This window comes from Actinoplanes nipponensis (assembly GCF_016862275.1).
In the GTDB taxonomy this organism is placed as follows: domain Bacteria; phylum Actinomycetota; class Actinomycetes; order Mycobacteriales; family Micromonosporaceae; genus Actinoplanes; species Actinoplanes nipponensis.
In genome coordinates, this window is record NZ_BOMQ01000015.1 from 1 (window position 1) to 23,407 (window position 23,407).

A 23,407-nucleotide genomic window follows, 5' to 3' on the forward strand; every position below is an offset into this window, starting at 1 on the left:
GCCCGCGCTGGCTCGCCCGCGTCGGCGCGCCCGCGCTGGCCCGCCCGCGCTGGCCCGCCCGCGTCGGCGCGCCCGCGCTGGCCCGCCCGCGTCGGCCCGCCCGCGTCGGCCCGCCCGCGTCGGCCTGCGTTGCCTGTCCGCCCGGGTTGGCCGCGTGCCCGCGTCGGCCTGCGTTGCCTGTCCGCCCTCGTTGCCTTCGTCGCCCGCCCCCGCCCGCGCGGATCTTGATGAGTTCGGGCGGGATTTCTGGCCCGAGCGCTCCAAGATCCGGCGAGGAGGGGCCGTCAACGGCGTGACGGACTCGCGAGCAGGGCCGAAAGCCTCGAACGCGATGGGAAGGCGGAGCACGGCGAAAGGTGAGCAGGGCCGGTCGGGAAGTCGGCGGCGCGGCGGAGCGCAAGGGGAGGCGGGGCGGGACCGCAAGAAGGACTGTGGCTGGCTGGGCGGGACAGAAGGGGGGATGGGGAGCTGGCGGGACGAAGAGGGAGATGTGGGAGGGCGGGGCGGGGCGGGACGGAGAGAGGAGATGGGAGGGCAGGACGAGACGGAGAGGGGAAATGGGAGGGCAGAGCGGAACGGAAGGGGGCGGTGTGGGCGGAACGGAAGGAAGGAGAGGGGGAAGGGCGGCGCGGGAGGAATCGGAGCAGATGTGGGACGGCGGGGTGGAACGGAAGGGAGAGGCCGCGGGAAGGCCGCTCGGGACCGAAGAAAGAGGCTCGGCGGGACGGAAACGAGAGGCCGCGGCGGAGAGGGCAGGTGAAAGCCACCTCGGCACGCGGCGCCGCCCGCACCGGCCCAGCGGTGAGCGGAGCACCCGGCCGGACCACATCAGGGCTTGGGGCGGGGATGACCGGGCCATCCCCGCCCCCAAGCCCACCATGCACCCAGCTCAAGCCGACTGGAACAAAGCACGAACCCCGCGTTCGGCGGGAGCGACGGTCAGCACCATGCACCCACGCACGACATCAAAAAAGAAATCAGTGTGTGGCGTCATACGCGGCCGCAGCGGCCGAAAGGAGCAGGCAGAGCGCCCCGTAGAACAGCGGCCGCGTGTGCCGCCAAGCGATCCGCCGCTTGGCCGGCAGGTCGCGCTTGGCGGAGCGGACGTCGCGCCAGGCCGCGTGGGCCCGGCCGATGCGGTAGCCGATGACGATGACGGTGGCGGCGGTCATGACGGTGGCGACGCTCACTGCGGAACTCTGGTGGTAAGGCATTGCCGACCCCCTGGAGAGGCGTAGCGGTGCTCGACGCCCATCAGTGTGGGGTCGCGGCACCGCCACGGACCAGGGGATTCATCGGCCTTAAGCGTCTGAAAAAGCGCTGAAGTGTCCTAAGGGCGACGTATGGCTTCTGTCGGTTATCCGATCGGTGGCTCGGGCACGCAGACCTTGACGGCGGCCGGGGCGATCTCTACGCGGATCTTCTTGACCGCCTCGCGGGCGCCGCCGTCGAGCTCGTACATGAGGGGCTTCTTCAGTTTCACGTCGATGCGCCGGGCCCGGGTCATGTGCACGAACGGCGAGTCCTCGGAGCGGCCCACCGCCATCCGGCCCATCGTGCGCGCCCACTGCGTGACCCCGCGGGCCGTCGCCACCCCGACGTCCAGCCAGCCGTCGTCCGGCTTCGCGTCGTCGAAGGCCTTGATGCCGCCGGTCACCGTGCTGACGTTGCCGACCAGCACGCAGCTCGCGTCGTCGGCGAACCACGGGGTGCCGTCCACCTTGATCGTCGCCTTCGGGGCCTCGCCGTTGAGGTGGCGCAGGCCCGTGTAGACGTACGAGAGCTTGCCCAGCCGGTCCTTCAGCTTGCCGTCCGCGTCCTGGATCATCGCGCCGTCGAAGCCGATGCCGGCCATCACCGCGAAGTGTTCCCCGTTGAGCACGCCCAGGTCGAGCTGGTGCCGCCGGCCGTGGAACGCGATGCGCACCGCCTCGCCCAGGTCGTGCGGCACGCCGAGGTTGGTGGCCAGCAGGTTCGCGGTGCCGGCGGGGATGATGCCGACCGGCACCTTGGCGCCGCCCTTGCTGCGGGCCACGGTGTCCAGGCAGCGCTGCACCATGCCGTCGCCGCCCCACACCAGCAGCAGGTCCGGTTCCGCGGCGAGCGCCTTGCGCACCTGCTTCGGCGCCTTGCGGCTCTTGGGCACCTCGTGCCAGACGAGCTCGTCGACGCCCTCGTCGGTGATCAGCCGGCGCAGCTCGTCGAGCCCGCCGCCGAGGGTCTTGCGCCGGTGGGCGACCACGGCGACTTTCCGGGGGTTCCGCATGACACCGGCGTTTACCCGATGCCGCGCATTCCTACGCGTGGCCGGGGATCAGTGCACGCTCTCGCGCATGCGCTGCTCGGCGGCCTTGCTGCGGATCACCATGAGCCGCAGCTCCAGCTCGTCGGAGACCATGGACGCCAGGTGCTCCAGCGCGGTGAGCTGCCGCTGGGTGACCTCCCGCGGGCGGTTGTCGATCACGTTGACCGTGCCGAGCCGGTAGCCGTCGTGGGTGCGGATCGGCGCCGCGGCGTAGAAGCGCAGGCCCAGCTCGCCGCGGACCAGCGGGTGCTCCAGCGTACGGGGGTCGACCGCGGCGTTGTTGATCACGTAGACGTCGTCCTGGGCGATGACCGAGGCGCACAGGCCCGGCTCCTTGCCGACCTCGCGCACGCCGGCCAGGCCCTGGCAGGCGGCCAGCCACACGCGGTCCTGCTCCACCAGGGACACCGTCGCGATGGGGGTGTCGAAGATGGCGCCGGCCACGAAGGCGATGCGGTCGTACGCGTCCTCGACCGGCTGGTCGACCAGCCGGTAGCGGCGCACGGCCTCCAGCCGGCGCTGCTCGTCGGGGGCGGCGCTGTCCAGGTATTCATAGGCACTGCCCGATGTGGGGCTGCTGTTCGTCATGGGGGAATCACCTCACGCAATGATCGCTCGCGGTCACTGTGAGGATAATGAGGGGGCCCCGGTGATTCGCAACGGTCGCACGGATCGAATTGGCCACGATCAACGCTTCCGGGGCGAATGTCGCACAAATTGTCGGACGTCAGTCCTCGTCGTCCTCGTCGGACCGCGGCACCGCCCGCAGCCGCACCCGGGTGATCGCCCGCCCGGTCACCTCGACCACCTCGGCCGTGAACAGCGGCAGCGTCACCACCTCACCCGGCTCGGTGGGGATGTGCCCGAGCGCCGCGAGCACCATGCCGGCGATGGTCGTGTAGTCGCCCTCGTCGTTGCCGGCGCCGTCGAAGCCGATGTCGGGCAGGTCGTGGATCGGGAAGGAGCCGGGCATCAGCAGCGCCCCGTCGGCCTCCTTGACCACCGACTGCACGTCCCGGTCGGTCTCGTCGTAGATCTCGCCGACGATCTCCTCGACCAGGTCCTCCATGGTGATGATGCCGTCGATGGCGCCGCGCTCGTCCACCACCAGCGCGATCTGCTGCCGCTCCAGGCGCATCTGGCGCAGCGCGTCCGAGACCCGCAGCGTCTCCGGCAGGAACAGCCCGGGCCGGGCCACCGCGTCGACCGGCCCGCGCGCGCCGACCAGGTCGCGCAGGTGCACGACGCCGAAGACGTCGTCCAGCCCGGCCGGCCCGACCACCGGCGCGCGGGAGTGCCCGCCGTCGATGAGCTGGCTCAGCGCCTCGGGCGCGGCCAGCCCGGTGGCCAGGGTCAGCACGTCGCGCCGCGGCACCAGGATCTCCCGCAGGATCCGGTCGGCGATCTCGAACGCGCCGCTGATGATGGTGCGCTGCTCGATCGAGAAGTCCTGCTGGGCCGCGACCATGTCCCGGATCTCCTCGGTGCTGACCTCCTCGCGCTGCGCCGACGGGTCCCCGCCGGCCAGCCGCACGATCAGGTTGGTCGCGACGCTGAGCAGCCAGACCGCCGGCCGGGAGATGGTCGAGAGGATGTCCAGCGGGCGCGCCACCAGCAGCGCCCACCCCTCGGTGCGCTGCATGGCGATCCGCTTGGGCGCCAGCTCGCCGATGACCAGGGTGACGAAGGTCAGCGCGATGGTGACGAGCACGATGGCGGCCGGCTCGGCGGCCGAGCCGAGGAAACCCAGCGGCTCGACGAGCGGGCGGGACAACGAGACGGCGGCGGCCGCCGACGCCAGGAAGCCGGCCAGCGTGATGCCGATCTGGATGGTGGCCAGGAACCTGTTCGGGTCGCGGCTGAGCCGGGCCAGCACCCGGCCGCGCCGCGAGGTGCGTTCCAGTTTGTGCAGCTGGCTGTCCCGCAACGAGACCAGAGCCATTTCACTGCCGGAGAAGGCCGCGTTGACCAGCACCAGCACCAGCACGAGCAACACCTGCCCGCCTATGCCATCCACGACAGTTTCAGCCTCTCGGGCGGTTGGATCACGAGCCCCACAGGCTATCGACACTCGGTGACGGCCGCGCGGCGGCAGGCGGAAAACCCTTTCAAACCCGCATTTCGGGTACGGCGGTCCGCCGTCGCCCCGTCAGCTCACCTCGTCGGCCCAGACCCGCCAGTCGTCGAGCACGCCGTACAGGGCCGGGGTCAGCCAGCCCGGCGCGGACCGCTGGAAGACGCCCGGCTCCATCCCGCCGGCGCCGTCCGGCAACGCGCCGACCAGGTGCGGCACCAGCTCGGTGAGGTTGGCCCAGTGCACCAGCTCCGGCTCGGCGGGCCACGCGCCCAGCACGACCTTCGCCGCCACGCCGCGCCGGTCCAGCGCCTCCAGCGTCAGGGCGGTGTGGTTGAGCGTGCCCAGGCCGGCCCGGGCCACCACGATCGTCTGACACCCCAGGGTGGTGGCGAGGTCGGCGACGGTCCACGCTTCCCCCGAGGGGCGTACGCCCATCGGCACCAGCAGGCCGCCCGCCCCCTCGACGAGCACCAGGTCGTGCTTGTCCGCCTCGGCCCGGACCGCGTCCACGACCTCGTAGAGCTCCAGCGGCGCCATCCCGGCCACCCGGGCCGCCGCGAGCGGGGCCAGCGGCTCGGGATACGACGCCAGGGTGCGGGTGGTGTGCGGGTGCGCCAGGCGGTTGACCAGGTCGATGTCGGTCGGGCCGCCGTCGGCGATGCCGGTCTGGCCGGGCTTGACCACCGCGACGCGCAGGCCGGCGGCCTGCGCCGCGGCGGCGATCGCCGAGGTGACGACGGTCTTGCCGACGTCGGTGTCGGTGCCGGTGACCAGCACGATGCCGCGCCACTCGCCGGCTTCGGCGGGGCGCGCGGCCGGGCGGGCGGCCGCGTCGGGCTCCGGCTCGGCCGCCACGGCGGCGCGGATGGTCTCGGGGGAGAGGTCGGCGTCCGCGGGCGACGCGGGGCCCACGCCGGGCGAGACCGGCACCGGCAGCTCCGGCTCGAGCGGGGCCGGGCCCGGAACAGCGGGGGACACCGGGGCCGGCTCGAGCGGGGCCGGGCCCGGAACGGCCGGGGACACCGGGGCCGGCTCCTCGCGCGGCGGGCTGGCCGGGGCGGCGGTCTGGTCCCACGTCACGGCGCGCACTCCACGATCACGTCCAGGGCCCGGGCGAAGTCCGCCGCCGGGATGCCCGCGTTCAGGGTCAGGCGCAGCCGGGACGAGCCGTCCGGGGTCGACGGCGGCCGGAAGCAACCCACCGCGACGCCCCGGTCGCGGCAGTCCTCCGCCCAGCTCACCGCCGCCTCCGGGCCCGGGGCCGGCACGGACAGCACCCCGGCGGCCGGCCGCGACACGGCGAACCCGGCGGCGCCCAGCCGGCGCACCGTCAGCTCACCGCGCGACGCCAGCACCGCCCGCCGGTCGTCGGCGGACCGGGCCACCCGCAGCGCCGCGTGCACACCGGCCACCACGGCCGGCGGCGGCGCGGTGTCGTAGATGAACGTGCGGCCGGTGTCGACCAGGTGCCGGATCAGCGCCGCCGGCCCGGCCACCACGCCGCCGGCGCCGCCCAGGGCCTTCGACAGCGTGGCGGTCACGACGACATCCGGCCGTCCGGCCAGCCCCGCCGCGGCGACCCCGCCAGCGCCCTGCGCGCCGAGCACACCCACCGCGTGGGCGTCGTCGACCAGCAGCAGCGCGTCGTGGGCGGCGGTCACGGCGTGCAGCTCGGCCAGCGGCGCGAGGTCGCCGTCGACGGAGAACACCGACTCGGTGACGAACACGGCGGGCCGCCCCGGGTGCGCGGCGAGGACGGCGGCGAGCGCGGCCGGGTCGGCGTGCGGGGCCACGACGACCTCGGCGCCCGAGCCGCGGCAGCCGTCGATCAGCGAGGCGTGGTTGTAGCTGTCCGAGACGATCAGGGCGCCCGGGCCGGCGAGCGCGCGGACGGCGCCCAGGTTGGCCAGATAACCCGAGGAGTAGACCAGGGCCCGCTCGGCGCCCAGCCACTCGGCCAGCTCCGCCTCCAGCCCGGCGTGCGCCTCGGTCGAGCCGCGGACCAGGCGCGAACCGGTGGCGCCCAGCCCGTACGCCTGCAACGCCCGGACCGACGCCGCGATCACCTCGGGGTGCACGGCCAGGCCGAGGTAGTCGTTGCCGGCCAGGTCGACGACCCCGTCGCCGGCCGGGCGCGGCCGCAGGGTCCTGGTGAGCCCGGCCTTGGCCCGGGTGCGGGCCTGGCGCTCCAGCGCCTCCTGCCAGCCCGCCACAGCACCCTCGCCCTCATCGCCGGAGAACCCCGTCCGCCGGGCAAACTATCACCCGGCTCCGACATCCCGGCCCGGCGGAACGCCTTGTAGGGTACGGCCATGCCAGAGATCCTCGACCGGGCCAGGGCCCAGGTTCTAGCTGACGGTGCCGGGCTCGACGAGGCGGGAATCCTCGCGGTGCTGCGCCTGGCCGACGAGGATCTGCCGGAGCTGCTCCAGCTGGCGCACGACGTCCGGATGAAGTGGTGCGGCCCGGAGGTCGAGGTCGAGGGCATCGTCTCGCTCAAGACCGGCGGCTGCCCCGAGGACTGCCACTTCTGCTCCCAGTCGGGCCTGTTCACTTCGCCGGTGCGCTCGGTCTGGCTGGACATCCCGTCGCTGGTCGAGGCGGCCCGGCAGACCGCGGCCACCGGGGCCAGCGAGTTCTGCATCGTCGCCGCCGTGCGCGGCCCCGACGCCCGGCTGATGGCCCAGATGCGCGAGGGCGTCAAGGCGATCCGGGAGGCCGTGGACATCCAGGTCGCGGCCAGCCTCGGCATGCTCACCCAGGAGCAGGTGGACGAGCTGGTCGCGATGGGCGTGCACCGCTACAACCACAACCTGGAGACCTGCCGGTCCTTCTTCCCCAACGTGGTGACCACCCATTCGTGGGAGGAGCGCTGGGGCACGCTGACCATGGTGCGCGAGTCGGGCATGGAGGTCTGCTGCGGCGGCATCCTGGGCCTGGGCGAGAGCGTCGAGCAGCGCGCCGAGTTCGCCGCCCAGCTGGCCGAGCTCGACCCGCACGAGGTCCCGCTGAACTTCCTCAACCCGCGCCCGGGCACCCCGCTCGGCGACCGCCCGGTGGTGGAGGGCAAAGACGCGCTGCGCGCGATCGCCGCCTTCCGGCTGGCCATGCCCCGGACCATCCTGCGGTACGCGGGCGGCCGCGAGATCACCCTGGGCGACCTGGGTACGCGCGACGGCCTGCTCGGCGGCATCAACGCCGTCATCGTCGGCAACTACCTCACCACGCTCGGCCGTCCGGCCACCGCGGACCTGGAGCTGCTCCAGGAGCTGAAGATGCCGGTCAAGGCGCTGTCCGCGACGCTGTGACGGTGCTGATGTTCTGCGACCGGTGCGGCCGGTCCGCCGCGGAGGGCGACCACTCGGCGTGCGCGGCGGCCCGGGAGCTGGAACCGCCCCGCTTCTGCCCCGACTGCCGCCGCCGGATGAAGGTGCAGGTCGTGCCGGCCGGCTGGACGGCGACCTGCGTCGAGCACGGCGTGCGGCGCTCCTGAGCGAGCTACCCAACGGCGACGGCGGGCCCCGTGCGGGACCCGCCGTCGCCGTTCTCACCCGTCACCCGGAGGTGGCCGGAGTCTCGTCGCTGGCCGACCGGTGACCCGGCACCGGCAGCGTCAGGCTCAGTACGGCGCCGTCGCGGTCGCCGCAGTCGGTCACGCCGAAGCGGCGCAGCGTGCGCAGCATCGCCACGTTGTCGGCGCCGGTGTGGGCCACCAGGGCCGAGAGGTGCGTCCGGGCCGCCCAGGCGGTCAGCCGGCGCAGCAGCACCGTGCCGACGCCGCGCCGCTGCCAGGCGTCCTGCACCAGCAGGGCCACCTCGCCCAGGTCGCCCTCGGCGAGCAGGGTGGCCATCGCGACGACACGCTCGGCCCCGGCCGGGTCGGTGTGCACGGCCAGCAGGGTCAGGCCGTGCGCGGGCTCCAGCATGCGGCGCAGCCGGGCCTCCGAGGGCACCTGCATGCCGCCGAGGTAGCGGCGCCGGCGCGACAGCAGCGAACTGTGCGCGTGCAGCCGCCGGACGCCCTCGACGTCGTCGGCCGTGGCCGCGCGGATCAGCAGCTCGGCGCCGTCCGGCAGCAGCAGGGTGGTGCGGTCGGCCGCGCGGCGCACCAGGGCGCCGCCGACCTCGACCAGGGCCTGCGCCCGGGCGTACTCGGCCGGGGTGAAGGCCGGCGCCGGCCGGCGCACCTCGTACGTGCCGCCGGCCGGGTCGATGAGCGTCATCCGCTCCTCGTCGAAGCCGTGCAGGACCACCGTGCCGGCCGGCCGCCAGCGCACCTCGGCCGCGTCGAGCAGGGTGACCAGCGCCTCGCCCAGGGAATCGGGGTCGTGCACCAGCCGGCCGGCCAGCGCCAGGGCCCGGGTCGGCTGGTCCGCCAGGCCCTGGGCCTCGGCGCGCGTGACGAAGGCGTCCCGGCCGCGGCCGCGGGTGATCGCGGCGTGCAGCTCGGCCTCCGACATCGTGTCGGGCGCGTCGACCAGGAAGTCGTCGACCGCGCCGCCCTCGGTGGTGTGCACCTGGACGGCGAGGATGTTGACCGACCGCAGCGCGAGGCTGGCGGTCAGCACCGAGAGGTAGCCGGGTTTGTCCTCGACGGTTGCCCTGATGCGCCACAGCGCCATGCCCGGCACTCCCTCTCCCGATCCGACTCCCGGAACCGAACCTAAGCGTGCCTCGCCGGTGTTACCCGCACATTGCCTGAGCTGGGGCGGACTATGAGGGGTCGATCACAGCCGTGGCGACGGACGGCACACCGATCAGGTCGAGGCGGTCGCCCAGGATCACCGCGGCGGCGCGGACCAGCTGCGCGATCCGGTCCACCTCGGTGATGTGGAACGCGGCGGCCGGCAGCTCGTCGTCGTCGCCGCGGGCGATCACCAGCACCAGGCCGGCGCGGCCGAACGGGGCCACCGCGTACCGGGTGCCGTCGGCGCCGGTCATCGGGCGGGCGCGCAGCGGGGTCACCTCGGGCAGGTGCAGCGGGGACGGGGCGCGCCAGCTCGCGTACGTCACGGTGGGCTCGCTGCCGGTCGGCAGGCGCAGGGAGGGCTCGTCGACGGGCGCCGGGCGGGGCGCGGCCGTGCGCGCGGCCCAGTCGGCCGGTACGACCGCGGCCGCGGCCCAGTCGGCGGCCAGCAGCCCGGGCACGGCGTCGACCAGCGTGGCCAGCCCGTCCGCCGGGTTCGCGGCGACCTGCGCCAGCAGCTCGGCGTCGTGACCACCGGAGACCGGCGCGCCGATCGCCCGCCAGACCCCGTCGACCTGCACCCCCGGGATGGCGGCCAGGCCGGCCAGCAGCCGTTCGACGCGGGAGGCGCCCGGCCACACGACGGTGAAGTCGTCCACGGCCCGCCCGCCGAGCCGTTCCAGCACGACGACCTGGACGATGTCGGCCCCGGCGACGCCGAGCGTGCGCGCGACCTGACCGAGGGCTCCAGGGCGGTCCGGCAGGGTGACCCGTACCCGCAGCAACATGCAACTCCTCCCGTCTGGAGAACGGCACGGCGGTGCCGTCCCGGCGCCAAGAATGCCGAAGCGGCGTTTCGCACCCGTTGCGGCGCCGTGTCCCGGTGGTCAAGGGCGCAGAGATATGCCGGGAATCACCCTCAGGGTAGGACGGGTCAGGCGGACGTGCGACGGACCAGGTGGGTGTCCAGCAGAACGTGGCAATTCGCCACCGGCTCGCGGCGGATCCGGCACACCAGCAGCTCGGCCATCCGCCGGCCCATCTCCTCGACGGGCTGGTGGACCGTGGTCAGCGGGGGCTCGCACTGGCGGGCCACGGGCGCGTCCTCGAAGCCGATGACGGCCACGTCCTGCGGCACCCGCAGGCCGGCGTCGCGCAATGCGCGCAACGCCCCGCTGGCCATGAGGTCGGAGGCGACGAAGACGGCGTCGAGGTCGGGCTCGAACTCCAGCAGGGTGCGCATCGCCTTGGCCCCGCCGGCCTCGCTGAAGTCGCCGTACGCGACCAGCTCCGGCCCGGGCACGGCCGCGCGGTAGCCGGCCAGCCGGGCCCGGCCGACCTCCATGTCCTGCGGCCCGGCGATCGTGGCGACCCGCCGGGCGCCGTTGCCGAGCAGGAACTCGACCGCCTTCCGGGCGCCCGCGGAGTTGTCCACGTCGACCAGGAAGTCGGTCTCGGCGGCCCGCGCCGAGCGGCCGCCGAAGACGAACGGCATGCCGCGCTCGCGCAGCACGGCCGGCAGCGGGTCGTCGTCGTGCAGCGAGAGCAGCAGGACGCCGTCGACGTGCTGGCCGGTCAGGTGGTGCTCGACCCGCTCGCGCTGCTCGGGCGAGGCGGCCATGGCCAGCCAGAGCTGGAACGGCGTCTCCAGCAGGGCGGCGTTGATGCCGCGCAGCACGCCGGCGAAGAACGGCTCGCCGAAAACCCGCTCCTGCGACTCGGAGACGACCAGCGCCACCGAGTCGGTGCGCTGGGTGACCAGGGAGCGTGCGGCCCGGTTGGGCACGTAGCCGAGCTCCTGGATGGCGGCCTCGACGGCGGCCTTGGCCTGCGGGCTGACCTGTGACGACCCGTTCAGGACGCGCGAGGCGGTGCCGCGGCCGACGCCCGCGCGCGCCGCGACGGCGTCCAGTGTCGGTCGCCCCGGTGCACGGACGGGTTGCCTGGTCATCCGGGCATTATCGCCGGAAGACCCGCCGATGTCTCGCCCGTGCGCCGATGGATGTGACCTTGACCGGTTCAGAGCGGCCGGCGGTTAGGGTGCAGGGATGATCTGTCGTGCCTGCCGGGAACGCCGTCATTCCGACTGCCGGGGCGGTTCGTGGTGCGACTGCCAGCACCGTCCCGTCGAGCCCACCCCGCCCGTGACCGGCCCCGCCGCGCCGTGACCGACCTTCACGACGCCGACCTGGCCGAGCGGTATCCGCGTCACCCGCGGCCGGTGCTGCGGATCAATTTCGTGGCCAGCATCGACGGCGCGGTCACGGTGAACGGCAAGTCGGCCGGCCTGGGCGGCCCCGGCGACAAGCTGATCTTCGACTGGTTGCGGACCAGCTGCGACGCGCTGGTGGTCGCGGCGGGCACGGTCCGCTCGGAGAACTACGACGCGTTACGGCTGACCGGGCCCGCCCGGGCCTGGCGGCGGGCCCACGGGCTGCCCGAGTTCCCGCTCATGGCCGTCGTCTCGGGCTCCCTCGACCTGGACCCGGAGCAGCTGATCTTCTCGGACGCGCCGGTCCGGCCGCTGATCCTCACGCACGCCGCCGCGCCGGCCGACCGCCGCGCCGCGCTGGCCCCGGTCGCCGAGATCGTCACCGTGGGTGAGACGTCGGTCGATCTGGCCGCGGCGGTCCGCGTGCTGCACGGGCGCGGCGCCACCCAGTTGCTCTGCGAGGGCGGCCCGCACCTGTTCGGCGCGCTGATCGCCGCCGACCTGGTGGACGAGGTGTGCCTGACCGTCTCCCCCCGGCTGGTCGGCGGCGCCGCCGGCCGCATCGCGGCCGGACCGGACGGCCCGCCGCGGGAGATGTCCCTGGCCGGGATCCTGGCCGACCGGGACATGCTTTTCCTCCGGTACGCCCGCAGCGCCCAGTAGTTGTGGACAAACCTGTGGATGACCCCTAGAAGTTGTGGACGACACGTGCCAACCGACAGCCGGTCCGTTCGATGTCATACGGCTGGTGCAACATGATCGGCGTGTCTGACGAAGCGGTCGAAGCAAGCGAGCCGGTCGGGCGTGTCCTCGGCACCGCCGACGCCACCCCGCTGCAGTTCTGGACGGCGGTCACGCCGGGCAGCTATCTGCAGCTCGACGACGTCGTGGTGACCCGCCGGGAGCTGCCCGGGCGCGAGCCGGTGACCATCGCCGGCGTGGTGACGCAGGTCCGCGCCCGGCACGAGGGCGCGCAGTTCGACTCCGACGTGTTCGCCATCGCCGAGGGCACGCTGCCCGCCCTGGTGCAGGAGGCGGCCGAGATCACCACCACCCGGGTCGACCCGGAGTTCTACGTGCCGCCGGCCCCCGGCGCGGTCGTGCACCGCGCCTCCGGCGACGCCCGGGACGCGGCCCTGCACTTCGACCGGATGGAGCGCCGGGTCCCGATGGGCACCGGCCGCGACGGCGTGCCGGTCTTCCTCAACGCCGACTTCCTCGACGGCACCCGCGGCGCGCACGTGTCGATCTCCGGCATCTCGGGCGTGGCCACCAAGACCAGCTTCGCCACGTTCCTGCTCTACTCGGTGTTCCGCTCCGGCCAGCTCGGCGGCGACGCGGTCAACGCCCGCGCGCTGATCTTCAACGTCAAGGGCGAGGACCTGCTCTTCCTCGACCACCCCAACACCAAGCTCGACGAGGCCACCGAGGCGGCGTACGCGCGGCTCGGCCTGCCCGCCACGCCGTTCCCCGACGTGCGGGTCTACGCCCCGCCGCGGGCCGGCGACTCCTCCGGCGCGCCCGACGTGCAGAGCCGGCTCACCGGGGTGGACAGCTTCTACTGGACGCTCGAGGAGTTCTGCTCCAAGCGGCTGCTGCCGTACGTCTTCGCCGACGCCGACGACGAACGCCAGCAGTACACGATGGTCGTGCACTCGGTCACCGCGCACCTGGCCCGGCACGCGGTGCCCGCCGAGGGCGGCATCAGCATCGACGGGCGGCGGCTGTCGTCGTACGGCGACCTGGTCGACCACGTCGTCGACCAGCTCACCGACGACGAGACCCGGTCCACCTGGGCCGGCAGCGCGGTCAACATGGGCACGGTCAACGCGTTCGCCCGCCGGCTGATCGGCAGCAAGCGCGACCTGGCCCGGCTCATCCGCGGCGACCTCGCCGCCCGCCGCCCGCACCAGATCAAGACCGCCGAGAGCGCCCAGGTCACCGTCGTCGACCTGCACAACCTGCCGGACCGCGCGCAGCGCTTCGTGGTCGGCGTGACGCTCAAGACGGAGTTCGACGACAAGGAGAAGTCGGGCACCGGCCGCCCGCTGCTGTTCGTCGTGCTCGACGAGCTCAACAAGTACGCGCCCCGCGAGGGCTCGTCGCCGATCAAGGAGGTGCTGCTCGACATCGCCGAGCGCGGCCGCTCGCTGGGCGTGATCCTGATCGGCGCGCAGCAGACGGCCAGCGAGGTCGAGCGCCGGATCGTGACGAACTCGGCGATCCGCGTGGTCGGCCGCCTCGACCCGGCCGAGGCGTCCCGCCCCGAGTACGGCTTCCTGCCCCCGGCGATGCGCCAGCGCGCGCTGCTGGCCCGGCCCGGCACGATGTTCGTCAACCAGCCGGACATCCCCGTCCCGCTCTGTGTCGAGTTCCCGTTCCCGGCCTGGGCCACCCGCAAGTCCGAGTCGGGACCGCCCCCGGCCGCCACGATGCGCTCGATCGTGCAGGGCGTCGATCCGTTCGCGGTGGTCGGCGGCCGCGGCGGTTCGTTCGACGACGACATCCCGTTCTAGCCTTCCAGGGCGCCTTTGGCGCAGATCAACACCAAACGGCGAAAGATAGAGCGATGCGCATCCTGCACACGTCCGACTGGCATGTCGGGAAGGTCCTGAAAGGCCGGACCCGGCACGAGGAACACATCAAGGTGCTCGGCCAGGTGGTGGAGATCGCCCGGGCCGAGCAGCCCGACCTCGTGATCATCGCCGGTGACCTCTACGACACGGCCGCGCCCTCGCCCGACGCCGTGCGGGTGGTGACCCGGGCGCTGTCGGCGCTGCGCCAGACCGGCGCCACGGTCATCGCGATCGGCGGCAACCACGACAACGGCCAGGCCCTCGACGCGCTGCGGCCCTGGGCCGAGGCGGCCGGGATCCAGCTGCGCGGCTCCGTCCGCGACAAGCCCGACGACCTGATCCTGACCGGGACGACGGCCGGCGGCGAGCGCTGGCGGCTGGCCGCCCTGCCGTTCCTCTCCCAGCGGTACGCGATCCGCGCCGTGGAGATGTACGAGCTGACCGCCGCCGAGGCCAGCCAGACGTACGCCGACCACATCGCCCGGCTGATCGCCCGCCTGGCCGAGGACTTCGCCGAGCCCGGCGTGGTCAACCTGGTCACCGCCCACCTCACCGTCATCGGCGCCAGCACCGGCGGCGGCGAGCGCGAGGCGCACACCGTGATGGGCTACGCCGTCCCGGCCACCGTCTTCCCGCCCGGCACCCACTACGTCGCCCTCGGCCACCTGCACCGCTCCCAGTCGGTCATCGGCCCCTGCCCGGTGCGGTACAGCGGCAGCCCGCTGGCCGTCGACTTCGGGGAGGAGGAGAACATCAGCTCCGTCGCGGTCGTGGACGTCTCCGCCGAGAAGGCGGCCAAGGTCCGCGACGTGCCGGTGACCTCGGCCAAGACGCTGCGCACGGTCCGCGGCTCGCTGGAGCAGCTCGCCACGGTGAACCTTCCGGACGCCTGGCTGCGTGTCTTCGTCCGTGAGACACCACGGGTCGGGCTGCGCGAGGACGTCCAGGAGCTGCTGCCCAACGCGCTCGAGGTGCGCATCGATCCGGACATGGTGCCCGACCGGGCCGGCGAGCGGATGGCCCAGCGCGCCGGCCGCAGCCCCCGCCAGCTCTTCGGCGACTATCTCGACAGCCGCGGCACCGCCGAGGACGGGGTCCGGGAACTCTTCGACGAGCTCTACGACGAGGTGAGCACCCACTCATGAGGCCGCTACGGCTCGACATGGCCGGTTTCACGGTCTTCCGCGACGAGACCACCGTCGACTTCACCGACGCGGACTATTTCGCGCTGGTCGGCCCGACCGGTTCCGGCAAGTCCACGGTGCTCGACGGCATCTGCTTCGCCCTCTACGGCACGGTGCCCCGCTGGGGCGGCAGCCGCGGCATCGCCAACGCGCTCGCGCCCTCGGCCACCGAGGCCCGGGTGCGGCTCGTCTTCGAGTCGGCCGGCTCGCGGTACGTGGCCACCCGGGTGGTGCGCCGGGACGGCCGGGGCAACGTCAAGACGGCCGGCGCCGGGCTGCAGCTCATGCCGCCGGGCTTCGACGTGACCCGGCTCGACACCGGGATGAGCCTGGAGGACCTGGGCGACGTGCTCGCCGGCACCCCGGCCGAGATGGACAGCGCGATCGTCGAGGCCGTCGGGCTGCCGTACGAGCAGTTCACCAGCTGCGTGGTGCTGCCGCAGGGTCAGTTCGCCGACTTCCTGCACGCCAAGCCGGCCACCCGCCAGCAGATCCTGGTCAACCTGCTCGGCCTGCACGTCTACGAGGAGGTGCAGGCCAAGGCGTCGACCCGCGCGACCAAGGCGGAGGCCCAGCTGGCCACCCTCGACCAGCTGCTCGCCGGGCTGGCCGACGCCGACGACGAGGCGGTCGAGGCCGCCGAGACCCGGCTGACCGCGATGCGGGAGCTCACCCACGCCGTCGAGCAGGCGGTGCCGCAGCTCAGCGCGGTCCGGGCCCGCGAGGCCGAGCTGGCCGCGGCCCGCGACGCGATCGCGGCCGAGCTGTCCGTGCTGGCCCGGGTCCGGACGCCCGCGGGCAGCGCGCGGGTCGCCGAGGCCGCGGCCGCGGCCCGCACCGGCGCCGAGGAGGCGGCGGCCGGCGTGCACGCGGCCGAGGAGCACGAGGAGAAGGTACGCGGGGAGCTCGCCGCGGCCGGTGACGCGGGTTCGCTGGGGCTGCTGCTGGACCGTCACCTCGAACTGGACAGGCTGACCGGCCAGGCCGAGTGGTTCGCCGGCGAGGTCTCCGTCGCCGAGGTGGAGCACCGGGACGCCGTGGCGGCGGCCGAGCTGGCCCGGGCCGCCCACACCGGCGCCGAGCAGCTGCTGGAGCAGGCCCGGCTGGAATACGCCGAGGCGCAGACCCTGGACCGGGCCGCCGCGCTGCGGGCCCACCTGACCGTCGGCCACGACTGCCCGGTGTGCGCCCGGCCGGTCACCGAGGTGCCGCCGATGCCGGAGGGCTCGGCCGTGCAGACCGCCGAGCGCACCGGCAAGGCGGCCCGGGCGGCCGCGGACGTGGCGTCGACGGCGTTCAAGCAGCGCGACGCCGTGGCCCGTGAGCTGGAACGCGGCCTCGACCGCAAGCGTGCCCAGCTCGAGCAGCACCGGTCCCGGCTCGCCGAGGTGCGGGCCGCGCTGGCCGACTCGCCCGGCGCCGAGGCCCTGCGCCGGCGCCTGGACGAGCTGACCAAGCTGCAACGCAAGCTGGACCACGCGGGCGCGGCGGTCCGCGAGGCCCGCGAGACGCAGCGACGCGCCCACGCGGCGGTCGTCGCCGCCGACGAACAGCAGCGTGCGGCCTGGCGGTCGTTCGACACGGTCCGCGACGCGGTGGCCCGGTTCTCGCCCCCGCCGGCCGACCGCGACGACCTCGCGGCGGCCTGGTCCACGCTGGTCGACTGGGCCCGGGCATCGTCCCGACAACGCGAGCTGGCCCGCGCCGAGGCCGCGGCGGCCGTCGAGGCCGCGCACGAGGAGACCCAGCGGGCCCGCGCGGCCGTGCTGACCCTGTTCACCGAGGCCGGGATCACCCCGCCCGCGGGCGGCGCCGACGCCGACCTGGTCCGCGCGGCCGTGGTGGCCGCCGAACGCGCCGGGGCCGCCTGGCAGCGCCTGGTCGACCGCCGCGAGCAGGCCCGGGAGCTCACCGAGCAGCGGGCCGCGGTGCTGCGCGAGGGCCGGGTGGCCAAGGCCCTGGCCGGGCACCTGAGGGCCAACAACTTCGAGCGCTGGCTGCTCGAGGAGGCACTCGATCTGCTGGTCGACGGCGCGTCGCGGATCCTGCGCGAGCTGACCGGGGGACAGTACGACCTGATGCACGACAAGGGTGAGTTCTTCGTCATCGACCACCACGACGCGGGCCTGCGGCGCGGGGTCCGCACGCTGTCCGGCGGCGAGACGTTCCAGGCGTCGCTGGCGCTGGCCCTGGCGCTCTCCGAACAGCTGGCCGGCATGTCGACGACGGCGGCGAGCCTGGAGTCGATCGTGCTCGACGAGGGCTTCGGCACCCTCGACGCGGCGACGCTGGAGGTGGTGGCGGCGACCCTGGAGAACCTGGCCGCCCGCGGCGACCGGATGGTCGGGGTGGTCACCCACGTCAACGCGCTGGCCGAACGGGTGCCGGTGCGCTTCGAGGTGCGCAAGGACGCCCGTACGGCTCATGTGGAGAGGGTTGGTCTGTGACGCGGATGTTCGTCGACTCCTGGGACCCGTCGTACGGGGCGTCGTTCGAGGGCGACGGCTCGGACGGTCCGGCCTCGCCCAGCAGCGCCCAGGTCGACACGGACGTCGAGGTGCCGGCCGACCAGTGGGCGCCGATCGACGTCTCGTCCCGGGTCCGCTGTCCCGACGTGGTCTTCCTGGTCGACGGCGTCCGCCGCAACGACGCCGGCCTGTGGACGGCCGAGGAGGACGGCATGTCGTACGCGGGCCTGGCCGCCTCGTACGCCGCCGGCGTGGTGCGCTGCGACCTGCGCAACGGGGTGGCCGAGCTGGCCGGGGCGCGGGTGGCCCGGGGCCTGTTCACCGCCTCGCCGAGCGCGGAAGACCTGCAGGCCGGCTCGGTGCGGTACGAGGTGCACCGGGTCAGCGGCACCGGCGAGGCGAGCAAGCTGCCGGCCGCGGTCCAGGCCCCGCTGACCGCCCTGGAGATCGACATCTCGGGCGCGGCCCGCGACGGCGGCTCGGACGGCGCCGACCTGCTGGTGGTGGACGGCCCGCTGCGCAACCGGCGCCAGCTGCCCCGCACGATCGGCTACGTGAAGACCCAGCAGAAGCAGTACCTGTCCGCCGCGCTGACCACGGTGGTGACGTCCCTGCGCCCCACCCAGCGCACACCGGTCTTCGCCCTGGGTACGGTCTGGGGCGGCTGGTCTTGGTACCTGCGCCTGCCGGGGGCCTCGGGCGCGCCGTGGTCCGGCATCGTCCGGATCGAGTGCTCACCGGACCTGACCCCGGCCGAGGCGATCGAACTGGCCGACCTGTCGTCGGCAACCCTGCCCCGGTTCGCGTCGTCGTCGTACAAGGACCCGCGTGCGCCGCAGAACCTGGTGCCGATCGCGGGGCTGGAGCGGCGTCTGCGCGGCATGTTGGGGGATGCGCGGGTGCTGCATCGGGCGCTGACGCTGGCTACCGCGAAAACGCGTTGAGCGCTTGAGCGCTCGCTGATTCGTGCTCGTGCTCGCTGACTCCGCGTTCGTGCCTCCCTGAACCGGCGACCGCCCTACGGTGGCTCGCGTTGCGGCGGTCCGTGCCGGGGTGGTCCGTGCCGCGGTGGCTCGCGTTGCGGTGGTCTGTGCTGCGGTGGTCTGCGCTGCGGTGGCTCGCGTTGCGGTGGTCCGTGCTGCGGTGGTCTGCGCTGCGGTGGTTCGTGCTGCGGTGGTCCGTGCTGCGGTGGTCTGCGCTGCGGTGGTCCGTGCTGCGGTGGCGCGCGCTGCCCTGGCGCGTGCTGCCCGGGCTGATCGGCGCTGCCCTGGCCCGTGCTCCCCACGCAGCACGCCCATCTGTTCATGCCGGTCGTGCTTGCCGGGCGGCCAGCGCGAGCAGCCAGCGCGCCGCCGGTCTCGCGTGCTGAGCGTGCTGGCCGGGTCGCCGCTCGCACCCCGCCGGCGGCCGCCCTCTTCAAGGGCCGACCGCGTCCGGGCATCCCAAAAGGCCGCGCGAAAGGACGCGCCCTGCCGCCGGTGAGTGGGTGTCCTGCGGCTTGGGCAGGAGCCATGGATCTCGACGGCCAGGCGCATGTCCTACCCGACGGTCGACCACGATGCATCCTGCAGCGGCGAATGGACATCCAGCCGGGCTGGGCGGGGCGGGGCGGGGCGGGGCTGGGTGGAGCTGGGCGGGGCTGGGCGGGGCTGGGCGGGGCTGGGCGGAAGTGGAGGGGCCGCGACGGCCGGGGGCGAACGATGCATCCGGCCGGGTGGCCTGGCCTGAGCGGGCAGGCGGGTCGCGGCGGCCAGCTTGATATCCGCAGTGGAAGACCGCCCGCGGTCGACTGGGTCGTGCCAGAAAGGGTGGAGACCCGCCGGCGGTCGGCTGGGCTGAGCGAGAAAGGGAGCATCTCAAGGCACCGGAGCGGTGCGACCCGCTGCCGGCGGCTCGGCGCCCCCAAAAGCCAGCCCTGCATGGTGCGGCCCGCCGCGACCGTCCGGACGCCCGAACAGGCCGCGCGGAAACCTTACGGCCAGCCGAGCCGGGCCTCCCGCGCGATCCTCGCCCCGGCCTTCGGGCGATTCAAACCCTTTATCACTTTTCTGGAAACGGACCGGCTTCTGGCCGTTCGCCGCCGCCCGCCTGCCGGGTCAGCTCGTTTCCCCTGGCCAGCCGGCCCCGCCCGGCCCCACCGAAGACCGGCGCCGACCCGCCGTGCTGGCCGTTTGCCAACAGCCCGTGAGGGCGGCCGTACCTGCTGCGACCGGCGGCTCCCGTTTCCGCCGTCATGCCGCACTCCGCGTCTGTCGGCCCGGCCGCCTTGCTGAGTATTATTCGCGTGCCCCCGAGTACATATCGGTGTCTATGCATGAAAGTCGCGCTCCCTCGCGGCTCGGACCCGGAGGAACCTCTTGCAACTGCTCGTCCATGCCGCCCGGCCCGGGCTTCCGGAAATTTTCCCGTTCGCTTTGATCCCGGCCGGTGCCCCCAGCCGTATGACAGGCGACGGGGAAAGCACCGGCTGGAGGATTCGATGCATGCGTTGGTCATGGAACGGCTCACGCCGGACACGGTGTGTGCGATGACGCAGCAGCGGTCCGGTGGCCGGTGGCAGGCTCTCGACGGAGGCCGTGGTGCGGACAATGATGATGCCGTGATCCCACGACAGGCCCGGCACGGCGCCGCGTCCGAGACGGCTAGCCACGAGGACACGCTGGTGCGCATGCTCTACGAGGAGCATGCCGGGCCTCTGCTGATGTTCGTGCTGCGGCTCACCGGCGGCGACCGGCAGCGGGCTGAGGACATCGTGCAGGAGACGCTGCTGCGGGCCTGGCGCAACGCGCACCGGCTCGGCGCCCAGGGCCAGCAGTCGCTGCGCCCGTGGCTGGTCACCGTCGCCCGGCGCATCGCCATCGACGACCACCGCAGCGTCAGCGCCCGGCCCCCGGAGACCTACGACCGCGAGCTGGAGAGCTTCCCCAGCACGGCGGACGACACCGATCGCGTGTTGCAGCTCATGACCGTGACCGACGCGCTGCGTACGCTCAGCCAGTCCCACCGTGAGATCCTGGTCGAGACGTATTTTCGCGGCAAGACCGTCCCGGAGGCGGCCGAGGTTCTCGGTCTGCCGCTGGGCACTGCCAAGTCTCGTGTGTACTACGCCCTGCGGGCCCTGCGGACGGCCTTGCAGCAGCGGGGGGTGACGGAATGACACAGGAACAGCACTTCGACGTCGCGTCGTACGCGCTGGGCGTGCTCGACGAGCGAGACGCCGCCCGCTTCGAGGACCATCTGATCGACTGCCCGACCTGTGCCATCGAGCTCGAGTCGCTGCTGCCGGTCGTGGACATCCTGTCCGATGTGGACGCGGACGCCCTGGTGGCGACCGAGCAGTCGCGCCGCGACGGCCTCATGCTCAATTCGATGATCGGCGAGGTGAAGCGCGAGCGCCGGCGGGCCAACAGCCGGCGGCTCTACTCGCTGGCCGCGGCGGTCGTGGTCTTCGCGATGCTCTCCATCGGCGCGCTGTTCGCCGGCGGTCAGTGGCTCGGCAACTCCGATCCGCAGTCGCCGAACCAGCAGACCCGCTCCAGCAAGCAGCTCGATCCGCTGCCCGCCGCCGAGGGCGGCACCGGCATCGGCGGGCCGGACCTGGTGGGCGAGCGCCTGACCAACACCGACCCGCGCAGCGGCGTCACCGCCGACGTGGGCCTGGAGGCCAAGGACTGGGGTACGCAGGTCTCGTTCGCGGTCTCCAACATCAAGGGGCCGCTGACCTGCCGGCTGGTGGTGGTCCGCCGGGACGGCGCGGCCGAGGTCCTGTCCTCCTGGAAGGTCGGTGACAAGGGCTGGGGCACCGCGGCGCAGCCCGACCCGTTGCTGCTGCAGGCCGTCACGGCCCTGCCGCGGGCGGACATCGCGTTCCTGCAGATCCAGTCGGTCGACGAGCGGGGCGGCAGCGAGACGCTGGTCCGCGTGCCCTGACCCGACGGCGACACCCGCACCACGAGCCCGGCCGCGCCAGCGCGGCCGGGCTTCGCCGTTCCCGGGCACCGGTGCCCGCGCCGGGGAGCCTGCAATTACTGATTGCTTATCGTTAATGCACCCTGCGCGACAAAGGCGCACGGGGGCCTGTCAATCACGGATCGCGTGGCCCCGCGGTTCAATCAAATTTCCGGGAAATTGATTGGCCCGATTCTTCAACCGCTGGGAGCGCCGGCGCGTACTACAGCCCGGACACGGAGATCGACGATCCCAGTTGGAGGGCACCAGTGGTACCGGAGAAGCGAAAGTTGAAGGTCGTCGGCGCCTCTATCGCGGCGGCGTTCGTGCTGACCGGTTGCGCTCCGGCGGGACTGGACAACGCCAGTGACTACGGCGCCGAGCCGGCCGCCAACGCTGTCGACGCGACCGCCACCCCGACACCCGGCGCCGAGCCGGCGGGCGACGACGCCGCCGCCGAGGGCGACGAGGCCCCCGAGCTGAGCGCGGACGAGGTCACCTCCGAGCTCGCGGCCACCAAGGTGAAGCGGATGGGCGAGACGGTCCAGAACCAGGACGGCGCCGTGCTCTACCGCTTCGACGACGACAAGGTCAAGCCGGAGGTCGTCTCCAACTGCAAGGGCGACTGCGCCAAGGTCTGGCCGCCCGCGGTGATCAACAAGGGCGAGAAGCCGAAGCTCAAGGGCGTCGACGCGGACAAGGTCGGCACCGTCGAGCGCGAGGACGGCACCCTGCAGCTGACCATCGACAAGTGGCCGGTCTACACCTACATCGGCGACAAGAAGGCCGGGCAGTGGAAGGGCCAGAACGTCGGGAAGAAGTGGTTCGTCATCACCCCCGAAGGCACCAAGAACCTGACCTGCCTGCCGGCCCCGTCCAAGGCCGTGGCCCCGCCCAAGGACGACGCGGAAGAGGGTGCGGCCGATTCCTCCGGCGACGCCGGCGCCGCCGACTCGGGCTCCGACTACAGCTACTGACGGACCGACTATAAGTCTTCGTTAAGCCGGGCCTAAGTAATCCGCATTTCAAGGGCCCCGCAGTAAAAGCTTCTCCTAGCGTTCCGCTCAATCCCGAATCGTTTGTCGGAGGTGTGAAAGATGATTGCCGCCCGCTCGAAGCGCCGGCTGCACCGCTGGCTGGTGAGCGTCCTGGCAATGGTCGTGACGTTCCTGCTGGCGCCGGCCGGGATCGCCCGCGCCGCGGACATCGGCCCGGTCCCGGTGCCCCCGAACACCGGCCTCACCGACAAGGGCACCGGCGCGGTCAGCGCCGCGGATCGTGACTTCGTCGTCAAGGTCCGGCTCGCCGGCCTCTGGGAGATCCCGGCCGGCAACATGGCCGTGGAGCGGTCGGAGGATCCCCGGGTTGTGAACATCGGCCGGTCCATCTCCCAGCAGCACGTGGTGCTCGACAAGATCGACATCTCGGTCGCCAAGAAGCTGGGCGTCGCACTGCCGAACCAGCCGAACAGCGACCAGCAGGGCTGGCTGAACGAGATGAAGAACGCGCCCACCGCCGCGGCCTTCGACCAGATCTACATCGACCGGCTGCGGGCCGCGCACGGCAAGATCTTCCCGGCCATCGCCACGATCCGGGCCAGCACCCGCAACGACTCGGTCCGCAAGCTCGCGCAGCAGGCGAACCAGTTCGTGATGACCCACATGACCCTGCTGGAGAGCAGCGGCATCGTCGACTACGGCTCGCTGCCGACGGCGCCCGCCCCGGCCGCGGCCGGTGGTGGCCCGGTGCCGGTCGACAACCAGATGCTCGCCGCCGCGGGCGCCGGCGGCGTGCCCGGCGTGAACACCTCGGTCATCCTCCTCGTCCTCGCCGGCGCCCTCGTGGCCGGTGTGATCACCACCATGCGCATCTTCCGGACGCGATAGCCCGCGAACGGTCCGACCTGGCCAGCCGACCAGGCCGTACGGCATCACCCCCAGGCGGCTGCTC

Annotated in this window: 20 protein-coding genes; 11 read left to right on the forward strand and 9 right to left on the reverse strand. The window is 73.2% G+C overall.

The window, feature by feature from the left end; translation table 11 throughout:
* Positions 1-977: 977 nt before the first annotated feature.
* The 6 genes from Ani05nite_RS05570 to Ani05nite_RS05595 all read right to left on the reverse strand — a co-directional run bounded on the left by Ani05nite_RS05570 (position 978) and on the right by Ani05nite_RS05595 (position 6,595).
* Positions 978-1,190, reverse strand: a complete 213-nt coding sequence (locus tag Ani05nite_RS05570) for a hypothetical protein (RefSeq protein WP_203765745.1) — start codon at positions 1,188-1,190, stop codon at positions 978-980.
* Positions 1,191-1,357: 167 nt separating this feature from the next.
* Positions 1,358-2,266: a diacylglycerol/lipid kinase family protein gene (locus Ani05nite_RS05575; RefSeq protein ID WP_203765746.1), complete on the reverse strand. Its 909-nt coding sequence runs from the start codon at positions 2,264-2,266 to the stop codon at positions 1,358-1,360.
* Between the two features lie 48 nt (positions 2,267-2,314).
* Complete coding sequence (locus tag Ani05nite_RS05580; protein WP_203765747.1) at positions 2,315-2,893, reverse strand: GAF domain-containing protein; 579 nt, start codon at positions 2,891-2,893, stop codon at positions 2,315-2,317.
* Positions 2,894-3,032: 139 nt separating this feature from the next.
* Positions 3,033-4,322, reverse strand: a complete 1,290-nt coding sequence (locus Ani05nite_RS05585) for a hemolysin family protein (RefSeq protein WP_203765748.1) — start codon at positions 4,320-4,322, stop codon at positions 3,033-3,035.
* A 132-nt stretch (positions 4,323-4,454) separates the two neighbouring features.
* Positions 4,455-5,162, reverse strand: coding sequence for a dethiobiotin synthase (gene bioD / locus Ani05nite_RS05590; protein WP_239129358.1), 708 nt, complete (start codon positions 5,160-5,162; stop codon positions 4,455-4,457).
* Between the two features lie 296 nt (positions 5,163-5,458).
* Complete coding sequence (locus Ani05nite_RS05595; RefSeq protein WP_203765749.1) at positions 5,459-6,595, reverse strand: 8-amino-7-oxononanoate synthase; 1,137 nt, start codon at positions 6,593-6,595, stop codon at positions 5,459-5,461.
* A gap of 99 nt (positions 6,596-6,694) precedes the next feature.
* On the opposite strand from Ani05nite_RS05595, the gene bioB reads away from it, so the two are divergent.
* Positions 6,695-7,690: a biotin synthase BioB gene (gene bioB, locus Ani05nite_RS05600; protein ID WP_203765750.1), complete on the forward strand. Its 996-nt coding sequence runs from the start codon at positions 6,695-6,697 to the stop codon at positions 7,688-7,690.
* An 8-nt stretch (positions 7,691-7,698) separates the two neighbouring features.
* Entirely contained in the window at positions 7,699-7,875 is a 177-nt protein-coding gene (gene bsaP / locus Ani05nite_RS05605) for a biotin synthase auxiliary protein BsaP (protein ID WP_438845193.1), read from the forward strand.
* Between the two features lie 61 nt (positions 7,876-7,936).
* On the opposite strand, the gene Ani05nite_RS05610 is transcribed toward bsaP, so the two are convergent.
* From Ani05nite_RS05610 to Ani05nite_RS05620, 3 genes are all read right to left on the reverse strand, one after another.
* The gene (locus Ani05nite_RS05610; RefSeq protein WP_203765751.1) at positions 7,937-9,004 is read right to left on the reverse strand and encodes a GNAT family N-acetyltransferase; all 1,068 of its coding nucleotides are present in this window, start codon (positions 9,002-9,004) and stop codon (positions 7,937-7,939) included.
* Between the two features lie 91 nt (positions 9,005-9,095).
* Entirely contained in the window at positions 9,096-9,857 is a 762-nt protein-coding gene (locus Ani05nite_RS05615) for an ACT domain-containing protein (RefSeq protein WP_203765752.1), read from the reverse strand.
* Positions 9,858-10,003: 146 nt separating this feature from the next.
* Complete coding sequence (locus Ani05nite_RS05620) at positions 10,004-11,020, reverse strand: LacI family DNA-binding transcriptional regulator (RefSeq protein ID WP_203765754.1); 1,017 nt, start codon at positions 11,018-11,020, stop codon at positions 10,004-10,006.
* A gap of 213 nt (positions 11,021-11,233) precedes the next feature.
* On the opposite strand from Ani05nite_RS05620, the gene Ani05nite_RS05625 reads away from it, so the two are divergent.
* From Ani05nite_RS05625 to Ani05nite_RS05665, 9 genes are all read left to right on the forward strand, one after another.
* Positions 11,234-11,944 carry a pyrimidine reductase family protein gene (locus Ani05nite_RS05625; protein WP_239129343.1) on the forward strand — a complete coding sequence of 237 codons (711 nt, stop codon included), beginning with the start codon at positions 11,234-11,236 and terminating at the stop codon, positions 11,942-11,944.
* Positions 11,945-12,036: 92 nt separating this feature from the next.
* Positions 12,037-13,797, forward strand: a complete 1,761-nt coding sequence (locus Ani05nite_RS05630; RefSeq protein WP_377881965.1) for an ATP-binding protein — start codon at positions 12,037-12,039, stop codon at positions 13,795-13,797.
* Positions 13,798-13,850: 53 nt separating this feature from the next.
* Positions 13,851-15,002, forward strand: coding sequence for an exonuclease SbcCD subunit D (locus Ani05nite_RS05635; RefSeq protein ID WP_203765760.1), 1,152 nt, complete (start codon positions 13,851-13,853; stop codon positions 15,000-15,002).
* Entirely contained in the window at positions 14,999-17,488 is a 2,490-nt protein-coding gene (locus Ani05nite_RS05640) for an AAA family ATPase (protein ID WP_203765762.1), read from the forward strand. The genes Ani05nite_RS05635 and Ani05nite_RS05640 overlap by 4 nt, the downstream gene beginning before the upstream one ends.
* Positions 17,485-18,453: a hypothetical protein gene (locus Ani05nite_RS05645; RefSeq protein ID WP_203765764.1), complete on the forward strand. Its 969-nt coding sequence runs from the start codon at positions 17,485-17,487 to the stop codon at positions 18,451-18,453. Before Ani05nite_RS05640 ends, Ani05nite_RS05645 begins: the two co-directional genes overlap by 4 nt.
* A gap of 1,535 nt (positions 18,454-19,988) precedes the next feature.
* Entirely contained in the window at positions 19,989-20,666 is a 678-nt protein-coding gene (locus Ani05nite_RS05650) for a sigma-70 family RNA polymerase sigma factor (protein ID WP_203765765.1), read from the forward strand.
* The gene (locus Ani05nite_RS05655) at positions 20,663-21,439 is read left to right on the forward strand and encodes an anti-sigma factor family protein (protein WP_203765766.1); all 777 of its coding nucleotides are present in this window, start codon (positions 20,663-20,665) and stop codon (positions 21,437-21,439) included. Before Ani05nite_RS05650 ends, Ani05nite_RS05655 begins: the two co-directional genes overlap by 4 nt.
* A gap of 308 nt (positions 21,440-21,747) precedes the next feature.
* Complete coding sequence (locus Ani05nite_RS05660) at positions 21,748-22,434, forward strand: COG4315 family predicted lipoprotein (RefSeq protein WP_239129346.1); 687 nt, start codon at positions 21,748-21,750, stop codon at positions 22,432-22,434.
* 120 nt (positions 22,435-22,554) lie between these two features.
* On the forward strand, positions 22,555-23,343 hold the full coding sequence (locus Ani05nite_RS05665; RefSeq protein WP_203765768.1) for a DUF4142 domain-containing protein: 789 nt from the start codon (positions 22,555-22,557) through the stop codon (positions 23,341-23,343).
* Positions 23,344-23,407: the final 64 nt, after the last annotated feature.